Below are 12,166 nucleotides of genomic sequence, written 5' to 3'. Positions count from 1 at the left end.
GTGAAAAGTCATCTGTGAAAGAAATGCAAAAAAACCGTTAGCCCAGGGGCTAACGGTTTCTCTTATATGTTTAGATCAGGTTGTGACAGATTACACACGCTTGGCTCCGCGGCCTCCACGTTTGCCTTCTGTGTTCTTCTTAAGCGAAGAGATCCGCTCTTCACTATCTTTCAGGAAGCGTGACATTTTATCCTCAAATGAAGGTTTGCCTGCTGCGGGCTTGAAAGAACGGCCTCCGCGGTCACCACGGTTAAATCCACCGCCGCCGCCACCACGACCTTGGCCACCACTTGGGCCTCCGCCGCTGAATCGTTCGCGATCTCCTCCACTGCGTTCCGGTCTAGGAGCTCTCGGGGGTCTGGATTGTGTTTGTTGCTCAACCGGTTTGTCAACAGCTTGCTTAATGGAAAGTCCGATCTTGCCATCCTTGTCAACGTTGATAACCTTCACTGTAACGAGGTCATTCAGCTTCAGGTGGTCGTTGACATCTTTGACGTAATTGTCGGCGATTTCCGAGATGTGAACGAGACCCGTGACACCTCCTGACAGATCCACAAATGCTCCAAAATGCGTGATTCCTGTCACCTTGCCCTCTAACTTGGTGCCCACTTCAATTGCCATAGAATAAAATGATCCTCCCTTAAAAATATACAACCCGATTTTTTGAATGCCAAAATCAATGCTGCGCTAATGTAATTATACCTTATGCCGTAAACCAAGGTCAACTGAACACTACCCCATCAGAGAGCCTATTTTTTCCGGTTTAACGGCTTCAGACACACGGATAACAAACCTAGCTCGGTAATGGACCGAATTCCATCAGTTCCCTGACTCTTCAACCTGGATCGGCGTTTCCTCAGGAAGATAATATCCCTTTTTCCGCGCCAGCTGTCCTATGTATTCAGGGTCATTCAACCGGCTGACTTCGTACTTCAACTGTTCCAGCTTCTTCAACGTATCTTCCTTTGAAGCTTGCTGAGTGGCCAGATGAGAACTCTTGTCCGAAATTTGTGCATTCTGCACAAGGAATGTATATCCTGCCCATATTACAAATACAATCATAAACGTCATCCAAAGCATGAGGCGCCTTTTTGCACCGGCAGATTTTCCTTGGTTAGTTGGAGCCTTTGATCTGCCCACAGGTGTTTTACCCATTACGGACCTCCTTAAAACCAGCGTTTCCATATCGCTGCAATTCTTGTACCCACACGGATCATGAAGCGTGGCGTTACCCAATATTTCAGGAGCGGCCTAAACATCCAGCGGAACAACTTGCCGAAAGGTACCAAAAATTGCAGTACCAGCCTGCCCAGGAATAATAGTATCGCAATTACAAAACCGAATAATACGCGAATGAACTTATAAATTCCTTTAACCGGCATAACGATCAGGATGTTAAGGATATGTCCACACCAATGAATCAGCGTTCTTGCGAGTTTAATTAACATTACCACAAAACGCTGGGTTGTAACACTTAAAAGCCAAAAATAGAAGCAAACCCCTATAATCAGCCCCAAAAAGACATAAAACCGCAACTGTCCGTGGTTTCCGGCGTATAGCATCCGAAAAACGAACAGCGCGGAAGCAACCCAGTACAACAGATCGAGCGTGTGAATACTCCATCTCGGAAACCGCAGCTGTCCGGACAGTACCCGGTAACTGTCGTAGGCCATTCCCATCACGACCCCCGAAGTAAGCATCCACATCAATGTGATCCATTGAGTATCCGGACTCATCGGAACATCTTGCCGAACAGGCCTTTACTATTCTTGTTCTGGGAACCGGGGTCCAGATATTGCAGAGAACTGACAGTGCCTTCAATGGATAAGAGGCCTTCCTCCAGGCTCAGGTTTTTGATATGTAAATTGTGCCCCCGGATGGTCAGATGCCCAAGTTCAGTCTGCAGCAAAAATTCCTCACTGTCGAAGCTCTCCACGTTGGTGACACCCGTCAGATCCAGCAGTTTCCGATTCTGCATGCTCAGATGATGCTGTTTGGCCTTACCGTGCTCAACCATGGCATGTACCCCTCCTTCTTACACCTAGCTTATGGATGTGGAGGTTGGATTAGAACCAGCGTTGTTGAACAAATAACCCGGCATCCAGTAAAAACAAAAACGCCCTCCCTTGTTACAGGAGGACGTTTCGATTCAACTTGCATTGAATGAATATTCAATACCAGATGTACTGTTACCAGTTCATCCCGTTATCCTTGGCGATCGGCTCTTCCTTCACCAAGGTGTAGAGGCTGCTCGCCTCATCCTTCTTGGTACTCTCGGCAATTCGTTCCACCTTCACGGTGACCAGTTTCTGACCGAACTGAACCGTCAACTCATCGCCTACTTTGACATTGGCGCTGGGCTTCGCTTCACGTCCGTTCACCAGAACACGTCCCTGTTCAGAGACGTCCTTGGCCACAGTGCGGCGTTTGATTAGCCGGGAGACCTTCAGGAATTTATCAAGACGCATTATTTTACGGCTTCTTTAAGTTTGTTGCCTGCTTTGAATGCAGGAACAGTGGACTCAGGAATCACGATTTCATTCCCTGTTTGTGGGTTACGTCCGGTACGACCGGAACGTTTGCGGGTCTCAAAAGTGCCAAAGCCGATCAATTGTACTTTGTCTCCGCTGGCAAGTGCATCTGTAATTTCTCCCAAAAAGCCGTTCAATACGGACTCAACGTCTTTTTTAGTCAAACCACTTTTGGTTGAAATGTTGTTAATCAGATCTGTTTTGTTCATTTTTAAAAGCCTCCCAAATTGAAAAAAAAGTATCTGCGATCCATGACAATACATTGATTGCCGCTGATTCGCGTTAGGTCACTACACATGTATTCTGGCTTGGCATCTGAAATCCTGCCTTGGTCCGCGACTTTTTTTAGCTTTTTGTCGATGGTCCGCAGGCAACAGTCTAAGACCAGTACCCGAAACCATCTGTCGCTAAACACCAACCCCAATTAATTCAGATGAACACATGTTCGTATATCATAACACACTGCATAGTATGATGGAATAAGGCTAATCGGTATTTTCCAGAAAATTGAACCGGTTATAATCCTGCCTTCTTCGCATCCTGCCAGAACTGCTCCATCTCTTCTACATTGCTATCTGCTGGTGTTCTTCCCTGTTCACGAAGACGCTCCTCAATGTACTGGAAACGCCCAATGAATTTGCGGTTCGTCGCAGCAAGTGCCTCTTCCGGGTCCGTATCGATGAATCTTGCAACGTTCGCGGCTGCGAATAATAAATCCCCCAGTTCCAGCTTCCGTTCTTCCGCAGACTGGCCTTGTTGCACTGCTTCTTTCAACTCCGCCAGTTCTTCCTCGATCTTGGCAAACACACCTTCAACATCATCCCAGTCAAAGCCAACTTTGGCTGCTTTCTTCTGTAACTTGTATCCCTTCATCAATGCAGGCAAGTCACGCGGTATACCATCCAGCACGGAAACCTTCTGCTGATCCTGGCCCTTACGCTTCTTCTCCTCTGCCTTCATCTGTTCCCAGTTCTGAAGAGCTTCATTCGCATCTGCTGCCTGATTATCGCCAAAAACATGTGGATGGCGGAAGATCAGCTTATCATTCAACCCTTCGATGACATCATACACATTAAATGTGCCCACTTCTTCTTCCATCTGGGAATGCAATAAAATCTGCAGCAACAGATCACCCAGCTCTTCTTTCATATGGTCAGGGTCATCCTCATCGATTGTCTCAATGACTTCATACGTCTCTTCAATCAGGTTTTTGCGAATGGACTGATGCGTCTGCTCCTGATCCCATGGACAGCCACCCGGGCTGCGAAGAATATTCACGATCTCATGCAAACGTGCGAAGGATCGGCGACGCAGGGCATCATCGGTGTTCTTCGGTACATAGATCAGTGACAGATTGCCGTACCCTTCGATCCGATCCAGTTCGTGTAGCGGAATTTTGTGAATGATCTCCTGGCCCTGTACACCCAGTGCATGACCGACAAATACGGGATAATCATCCGGGTAAACTTCCATCAGGCACAGCTTCACGTCCGAAGCAGTGAACACATCGTAGACTTGTCCGATCAACGTATGTAGCTGTGGTTGTACCAGTTCTGTATTCAGGCTGCTGGCATCCAGGAGTTGAAAGCCTTCAATTGGATCGAATCCAAGTCGGATAAAGGCTTCGTCCAAAAAGCTTTCCCCACCCATTACACGTAGTGAGATGCCCATTTGCGGGCAGCGTTCTTTGAGCAGTCGCACACTTGCTTCTGCCACCATGGGATGACCGGGTACGGCATACACAATCTCCGTTCCAGCCTCACCCTTGCGAGCAGCCTCGATCAGTTGGTTCGCAATCTCATCATACACCTCGGGGAAGGAGGACTTTGCCTCATAGATGGCATCAAATGAGGTCATCTCCAGTCCCTCTTGCTTCAGATCATTCAATACGGGATGATCCATGGTACGTACATACAGTGTAGCTGCATGTTTCATTTTTTTGATAATACCTACGGTCAGTTGGTCTGCATCTCCTGATCCAAGACCCACTATGGTTAAAGCTGCACTCATTACGTAAACCTCCATCCGGACTATCCTGGTCAGGCTCACTCATTCAGCGTGCCTGAACAGGACTAATTACACGTATTATAACAGAATCATTCGATATCCTATAATTGCATATTGGGTGTGCAGATGCAGAAGCACTATGAGCATGAAGCTAACGCAGCACACGCAGTCTGCGCAGCAGCTTGGCGAGGCGAGGCCCCAACTTGGGTACTGCCGCCAGCTCTGCAGCGGTCAGCAGCCCTGTCCGGGCCGCCGCCAGCAAGAACACGGCCGAGCCTGCGGCAATGCCCAGCAGGCTCACGCCCATCGCGGCCAGCCTGCTGTCGGCCGCGATACCCATGCCGCCGAGTACCGCTTCGGCGGCCCAGGCCGTGCCTACCGCCGCCAGACTCATGGCGGCGATCACCAGCGCCGGCTTCGCCAGGACGGCGCCAGGGGCAGGGCGCAGGGCGACAAGTCGCGCCAGCAGCGCCACATTCAGGCCAGCCGCCAGCATGTAGGCGACTGCGCCTGCCAGAGCCGCGCCGCTGATGCCCAGCGCCGGCACAAGCATAACGTTCAGCAGCGCCTTGACGCCTGCGGCGGCCAGCATGCTGAACGCGGGTGCGCGCACGGCGCCGAGGCCTTGCAGCAGCGCCGCCGCAATAATGCTGACGGTGCTGCCCGCAGCCGTCAGTGCCATGTACCGCAGTGCTTCGGTGCCTGCGGCATCTCCGTACAGCATGCGGTTAATCGGCTCCGCCAGCACCGCGAGACCCGCGGATGCCGCCAGGCCGATCAACCAGAACCAGCGCAGCGCGAGGCCTGCTTGCTGCCGGACGGCTTCTGGCCCGCCCTTTAACCGGGCTTCCGCCATCGCCGGAATAAACAGCACAGACAGTGACGTAGCCAGCATCGTCACCAGTTGAACCAGTGGCAATCCACGGTTGTAGATGCCGAAGGAAACCATCGACTGGAGCTCATCCAGTCCTTCTCCCCGCAGCAATCGGGGCACGGTGAAGGTATCTACCAGATTCATCAGCGGTACAGCCAGCGACCCGAGACAGACGGGAATGGCGTACATGAGCAGCGTCTTGATCCACTCACCATTGGATCGTGATCGTTCTGCCAGAGCGGGGCTAACAGCACTCACCATTTTCCTCTGTGGCGTAGCCGGTCTATGCTCTTGATGCTCTTGATGCTCCTGACGTTCTGATCCAACCTCCCCGCCTCTACTGCTCCATTCCGAATCCAATTGCCCGGTTCGCTCTTCCTTGCCTTTTCGCCGATGACGGACCATGTACCCTAACATGGTAAGCAGCCCAACCATTCCGCCGGCAACGGAGCCCATCATGGCACCAGCGGCAATCGTCTCAAGCGAAGCGTCCCGTCTCATCAACCATAGAAGCAGAACAATCATGACGGTGACACGTATCGTCTGCTCCACCACTTGGGATACCGCTGTTGGCACCATCTGCTGTAATCCCTGAAAATACCCACGCAGCCCTGTCATCACCGGAACAAACAACAAAGCCCATGAAGCAGCACGAATTGATGGAACCACATGACGGTTGCCAATCATGTCAGCGATCAGCGGCGCACCTGCATACATCAAGAGCGCCATAATAAGTCCAATTCCTCCAAGCAGCATTGAGGATAACCGAATAATCCTTCTGCTCTCGTCCGGTCTTCCAAGTGTATTCTGCTCTGCTACGAATTTGGATACGGCCAGAGGCAGCCCAGCAGCAGCAAGCGTAACAATGAGCATATATAACGGATACACCGTATTGTAAATGCCAAAAACACCGTCTCCCCCCAGATTCTGCAACGGAATTTTTTGAAAAGCACCAATGATTTTGGAGATAATGGCGGCAAGCCCAAGAACAAATGCACCCTGTAGCAGCCTTGAGCCTGTAGACGGCTGTTTCATAAGTCCCTCCTGCGTAATCCTTTTAAGCATACCTTGTTATTATACCTGCCTGAGGGCATACAGACTAACTCTGTACCATGACACCCGTCTGGATCAACTCCTTTCCCTTAAAACGCAAAAACTCCCGTATGCCCGAATCAGGGCACCAGGAGTTGATTTGCTATCTATTGCTCCATTTGCTTGCCAAGGAAACCAGCAGCTGTCTCGGACATCTTCACTTCCATCTGAGACATCTTCACCGATTCATCCTTATTGAACAGGATAACCGTTCCGATGGGGTCACCACCTGAAATAATCGGCGCAATAACAAATGATGATAACGTCTCGTCATGATCTTTGCTAAGCTCATAAGAACCGTTGTTTGTTTCCAAAATGGTCTTTCTGTTTTCCATACAGCCCTCTAACAGTTGACCTACCTGCTTGTCCAAATACTCTTTCTTGGAGCCTCCTGCCACCGTGATGATGGTATCCCGGTCGGAAATCATCGTTACATGACCCGTACTCTCATACAGGGATTCTGCATATTCTTTGGCAAAATCACCAAGTTCGCCAATTGGCGAATATTTTTTAAGGATAACTTCTCCATCACGATCCACGAAAATTTCCAGCGGATCACCTTCACGAATACGTAACGTACGGCGGATTTCTTTTGGAATGACCACACGACCAAGGTCATCTATACGGCGGACAATACCAGTAGCTTTCATTTCACATGTTGCCCCACTTTCTCGAGAAGATTTTTCAACTACTGTTCCTTAATGGGTAGAGGAAAGTCCCAGAACGTTTAGTGTGATATCTTGACCATAGTATTCATCTGTTCCCATTTCCTTATACATGCTTCGGAGAATATAGTTGTGTAACTTTTGAAGAAGGCGACCATGTACCCATACAGCTTGAATATATACAAGAAGAAGCAAGAAGGAGGTCCTAAGTCCTCCCCTTGCTTCTCTGTATGGTTGTCCATAATTACGTAGTACAAGGCATTCATTCGGGCGGATTTAACCCTGAACGTATGCTAACACAGCATGATTTACTAACTTACTTACTGCTTGTACCTTCATCTGTAGTTGCATCTTTGTCTGTTCCAGTCGTACCTTGGTCAGTCTTGGTATCCGTACCTTTGGAGTCATCCGTTTTTGGTTCGGTTGTTTTCTCTCCTTCAGTTCCTGTACCCGTTGTACCCTCAGTTGTACCTTCAGTCGTGCCTTCTTCAGCTTTTTCTGTTTTTGGCAGTTTGACTTCTTTTACGATTTTGTCCAATTCATTTTGCATGAACGTATCAATCTCAGCAGCTGCCAATTGGCTCTTCAGACTTTCTTTTTGCTCAGCTGTCAATTTGGTGAAGTCCGCTTCAGTACGAGCTTCCACTTTCATGATGTGGTAACCATACTCCGTCTCAACCGGATCACTGATTTTGTTCAGTGGCAATGTTTTTGCAGCTTCCTTGAATGCCTCTACCCAGCTGCCTACAGGTGTTTCTTCGTACAATCCACCTTTTTCAGCAGAACCTGGATCTTCGGAATATTCTTTTGCAATTTTAGCAAAATCAGCTCCGCCATCCAATTTCGTTTTTACTTCTTTTGCGATTTTCAGTGCATCTTCTTTTTTACGCTCTTTTTGCGTTTTTGGATCTGTGAAGTTAATCAGCACGTGACGAACGGAAGCCGTAGTGAACTGATCTTTGTTTTTCTCAAACTCAGCCTTGACTGCATCTTCCGTAACGCCTGTTTCTTTGTCTTTAATAACTGTCATAATCCGAGTCATGTAGTTTTTAATGTTATCGTCTGTCAGGTTCTGAGCTTTGAGCATTTCTGTCCATTGATCCGCCTGAACAGATGCTTTCATTTTATCGAATTGCTCAGTTGCCGCTTTGGAACCCGCTGTTTTGGCTTCTTCACTTGCTTTGCCACTCAGATATTCATAAGCAACTTCCTGTTTTACCAGATACTCTTTGAAATCATCCATATCCATCATTTGTGCATACTCCGGATAGAGGAATTTCATGACACGTTGCTCCATGTCGAATTCATTGGCTGTAATGGTACCACCATCATACGTAGCGACTACAGCACTCGTATCTGTCGATTCCGGTGTTTTTGCTTCTTCCTTCTTGCCACATGCAGCAAGCAGTGATAGGGATAGTACTGCGACCATGCTCACAGACAGTACTTTTCCTACTTTTTTATACTTTGGTAACATCTTTTAGTTCCCCCTTTGATTTAAAAGCCGTCTTCATGGACTCCAGAATTTTCTCTACCAGCTCCATTAGTTGCTTATCCCCAAGCCCCTTGCCTTTAGCGTGAATCAGCATATGGGGTCCTTGTTCAAATTGTACACGTCTTTCGAACTGATTTCCAATGTGCGCGATTTTCGAGAGTTCAAAGGCATGTTCACGCCCTTCATAAAACTTCACGGTAATGTCCTCACCACGTTGGGAAATGGACTCAATACCGTAAATTTTGCCGTATACTTTCATCCGCGCAACAGCCAGCAAGTTAATGACAGCTTCCGGAAGATCACCGAACCGGTCAACCAATTCGTCTTCCAACTCCATCGCATCGTCGAAGGATGCAATGACCGCCACTTTTTTGTAGATCTCAATCTTCTGAATACTGTCATAAATATAGTCGGACGGCAAGTAGGCATCGATACTGAGATCCAGCGTTGTGTTCCACTGGTCGGAAGGTACCGGCTCTTCGCCAAGCATCGTAACTTTGCGTTTGTTGATCTCCTCCGCAAGCATCTGGGAATACAGATCAAACCCGACGGAAGCGATGAAGCCATGCTGCTCTGCTCCCAGCAGATTTCCTGCACCACGGATCGACAAGTCACGCATGGCAATTTTGAATCCTGAACCCAGTTCGGTAAATTCTTTGATTGATTGCAGACGCTTCTCAGCAACTTCAGTAAGCACTTTATCCCGTTGGTACGTAAAATAGGCATACGCAATACGGTTGGAACGACCCACACGTCCGCGCAGCTGATACAGCTGGGAGAGCCCCATTTTATCCGCATCATGTACGATCAGTGTATTTACGTTGGGAATATCTACCCCGGTCTCAATGATACTTGTGCTCACAAGCACGTCATATTCACCATCCAGGAAGTCCAGAATCGTCTTCTCCAGCTCGGTTTCCGACATCTGACCATGTCCCACACCAACCTTGGCTTCAGGCACAAGTTCAGAAATTTCGGCAGCCATCTCCTGAATTCCCTGAACACGGTTGTAGAGGTAATACACTTGCCCACCACGAGCAAGCTCACGTTCAATGGCTTCGCGAACAAGCGCCTGGCTGTGTTCAACCACATAGGTCTGTACCGGGAAACGATTCTCTGGCGGAGTCTCAATAACGGACAGATCACGAACACCCAACATCGACATATGAAGCGTACGCGGAATCGGCGTTGCCGTCAGCGTAAGCACGTCCACATTGGTTTTCAGCTTCTTCAGTTTCTCCTTATGGGTTACTCCGAAGCGCTGTTCTTCATCAACAATGAGCAGTCCCAGGTCCTTGAACACCAGATCCTGCGACAGCAATCGATGCGTCCCGATGACAATATCTACTGTGCCTGCCTTGATGCCTTTGGCTGTTTCATTCTGCTCTTTACGGGAGCGGAACCGGCTAAGCACATGGATGTTGAACGGATAACCGGAGAACCGCTCACGGAACGTCTCAAAATGCTGCTGTGCCAAAATGGTTGTCGGAACCAGTACAGCCACCTGTTTGCCTTCAATCGCTGCTTTAAATGCAGCCCGAATAGCCACCTCGGTTTTGCCGTAACCTACATCCCCACACAATAAACGGTCCATTGGACGGTTTTGTTCCATGTCCTTCTTGATTTCTTCGATCGCACGCACCTGATCACGTGTCTCATCGTAAGGGAACATGTCCTCAAACTCCTGCTGCTCCGCAGAATCCTTGTCGAATCCAAACCCTTTGGAGGTCTGACGCTCTGCATACAACTTGATCAGATCATCAGCAATATCCTGTACGGATGTGCGGACTTTATTTTTAACCCGTGTCCACTCATTGCCGCCCAGCTTATATATTTTCGGTTCTTTTTCTTCGGAACCCACATACTTCTGAATCAGATCGATCTGCTCAATAGGTACAGACAGTTTGTCTCCACCTGCATAGAGAATATGCATGTAGTCCTTATGAATGCCGCCAACCTCGAGGGTGCCGATCCCAAGGTACTTACCAATCCCGTGGTTCTGGTGAACGACATAGTCGCCCACTTTTAGCTCACTATAGGATTTGATCCGTTCAGCATTATCTACATTTCGAATCGGTTTGCGTACTTTACGCTGTTTTTGCGAGAACATCTCGCCCTCGGTGACAACAGCCAAATGAATGGACGGCATTTCAAATCCCGTTTGCAAGTTACCGATCATCATCTCTGGCTCTGGAATATCATAGTCCATCAGTACCCGGCGCATCCGCTCAAGTCGCTCCTCACCGTTCGCCAGCATGAGCACTTGAACTCCGGCCTTCTGCCAGCGCTCCATCTCTGCCTTCAGTACGTTCATCTGTCCATGGAAATCCTGCATGCCACGACTGATGAAGTTCAGAATGTTCTGTGGTTGGGTGTGTGGAACTTGGCGCAAAAAGATCGACATAAACAGCGTCTGGAATGGACGCTCATACAAGAGTTCATCACCGTCTGCGGATAATGGAAGATCCGGAAGTGTTTTTCCGTTTTGCATCAAATGCAGGTTCCACTCCGATTCATCACGGTCCAGCTGTTTCGATGTCTCCGATAATCTGGCAGGCTCATCAAGGACCAGCAGGGTATCTTCTGGCATATAGTCGTAAATCGTTTTATTCTCCGGATAGAGCGGAGAGATATATTTATACATTTCAGAGAAATACACGTGCTCCCGCAAAAGCTCAATCTCCCGATGAATTTCTTCACGAAGACGCAGCTTCGCCTGCCGGTCCGTCATTTTCTCCAGCTGTTGTTCGAGCAAAAGAGCAGCCGCATCGGCAGCCTGTTCCATTCGTTCACGATCTGCAATTAACTCCTTGCATGGCAAAACCGTAATCTCTTCAATTCGTTCAATTGAACGCTGATCGGCTGGGTCAAATGTCCGAATGGAATCGATTTCGTCATCAAATAACTCCACTCGATATGCGATCGATGAAGTAACCGGATAGAAGTCGATAATACCTCCGCGAACACTCATCTCACCACGAGATTCTACGCGCTCTACACGCTCATATCCGAGCTTAACCATCTCAAGCAGGAAGGAGTCCAGTTGGAGTGTGTTGCCCTGTTTAATTAAAATTCGAGCATTGGCCATCACTTCCGGAAGCGGAACATAACGTCTTACCCCGGAAAAAGGAATCACAACAACGCCCCTGAATCCCTGGGCGCAGCGGACCAACACATCAATACGCTGACCCAATGTTTCCGGGCTGGAAACAGCGGCTTCAGCAGCGACAAGTTCGTTGGCAGGATAGATCAACACCTGATCGGGTGAAAGCGCTTCCTGTAAATCTTCTGCAATTTTTTGAGCTGAAAACATATTGTGCGTTACTACGAGCAATGGTCGGTTCATTTCCTGATGCAGAGCTGCCAGCATAATCTGACGCGCCGAGCCGGATAGACCCGAAACCAATTGTTCCTTCATGCCGGACTTGATTCCGGCTGTAATGGACCCGAAGTCCGGATCTTTGGAAAAAGCCTGTATAAGTGCTTGTAACAAAAGGGGCAC

Annotated in this window: 11 protein-coding genes; all 11 read right to left on the bottom strand. The window is 48.7% G+C overall.

All coding sequences use genetic code 11. The features are described 5' to 3' along the window. Positions 1–90 precede the first annotated feature (90 nt). Positions 91–621, bottom strand: coding sequence for a S1 domain-containing RNA-binding protein (locus NKT06_RS00280; protein WP_017691357.1), 531 nt, complete (start codon positions 619–621; stop codon positions 91–93). A 198-nt stretch (positions 622–819) separates the two neighbouring features. Next, on the bottom strand, positions 820–1,155 hold the full coding sequence (locus NKT06_RS00275; RefSeq protein ID WP_076254642.1) for an FtsB family cell division protein: 336 nt from the start codon (positions 1,153–1,155) through the stop codon (positions 820–822). A gap of 11 nt (positions 1,156–1,166) precedes the next feature. Beyond that, positions 1,167–1,736: a spore cortex biosynthesis protein YabQ gene (yabQ, locus tag NKT06_RS00270; protein ID WP_253428896.1), complete on the bottom strand. Its 570-nt coding sequence runs from the start codon at positions 1,734–1,736 to the stop codon at positions 1,167–1,169. After that, entirely contained in the window at positions 1,733–2,017 is a 285-nt protein-coding gene (yabP, locus tag NKT06_RS00265; protein ID WP_253428894.1) for a sporulation protein YabP, read from the bottom strand. The genes yabQ and yabP overlap by 4 nt, the downstream gene beginning before the upstream one ends. A gap of 172 nt (positions 2,018–2,189) precedes the next feature. Next, positions 2,190–2,468, bottom strand: coding sequence for an RNA-binding S4 domain-containing protein (locus NKT06_RS00260; protein ID WP_124118808.1), 279 nt, complete (start codon positions 2,466–2,468; stop codon positions 2,190–2,192). Next, positions 2,468–2,740 (bottom strand): HU family DNA-binding protein, encoded by a 273-nt coding sequence (locus tag NKT06_RS00255; protein ID WP_017691362.1) that lies wholly within the window; start codon positions 2,738–2,740, stop codon positions 2,468–2,470. Before NKT06_RS00255 ends, NKT06_RS00260 begins: the two co-directional genes overlap by 1 nt. Before the next feature lie 307 nt (positions 2,741–3,047). Next, on the bottom strand, positions 3,048–4,541 hold the full coding sequence (gene yabN, locus NKT06_RS00250; RefSeq protein ID WP_253428892.1) for a bifunctional methyltransferase/pyrophosphohydrolase YabN: 1,494 nt from the start codon (positions 4,539–4,541) through the stop codon (positions 3,048–3,050). 148 nt (positions 4,542–4,689) lie between these two features. After that, a complete protein-coding gene (locus NKT06_RS00245) occupies positions 4,690–6,447 on the bottom strand; it encodes a putative polysaccharide biosynthesis protein (protein ID WP_253428890.1) in 1,758 nt (585 codons plus the stop codon). A 164-nt stretch (positions 6,448–6,611) separates the two neighbouring features. Further along, positions 6,612–7,154 carry a stage V sporulation protein T gene (gene spoVT / locus NKT06_RS00240; RefSeq protein ID WP_036606123.1) on the bottom strand — a complete coding sequence of 181 codons (543 nt, stop codon included), beginning with the start codon at positions 7,152–7,154 and terminating at the stop codon, positions 6,612–6,614. 331 nt (positions 7,155–7,485) lie between these two features. After that, a complete protein-coding gene (locus tag NKT06_RS00235; RefSeq protein WP_253428888.1) occupies positions 7,486–8,646 on the bottom strand; it encodes a peptidylprolyl isomerase in 1,161 nt (386 codons plus the stop codon). Continuing rightward, the gene (mfd, locus tag NKT06_RS00230) at positions 8,630–12,157 is read right to left on the bottom strand and encodes a transcription-repair coupling factor (RefSeq protein WP_253428886.1); all 3,528 of its coding nucleotides are present in this window, start codon (positions 12,155–12,157) and stop codon (positions 8,630–8,632) included. Before mfd ends, NKT06_RS00235 begins: the two co-directional genes overlap by 17 nt. Between the last annotated feature and the right edge of the window lie 9 nt (positions 12,158–12,166).

Origin of the sequence: Paenibacillus sp. 1781tsa1 (genome assembly GCF_024159265.1) — a bacterium.
Classification (GTDB): domain Bacteria; phylum Bacillota; class Bacilli; order Paenibacillales; family Paenibacillaceae; genus Paenibacillus.
This window is presented reverse-complemented; position numbering and strand designations above follow the sequence as displayed.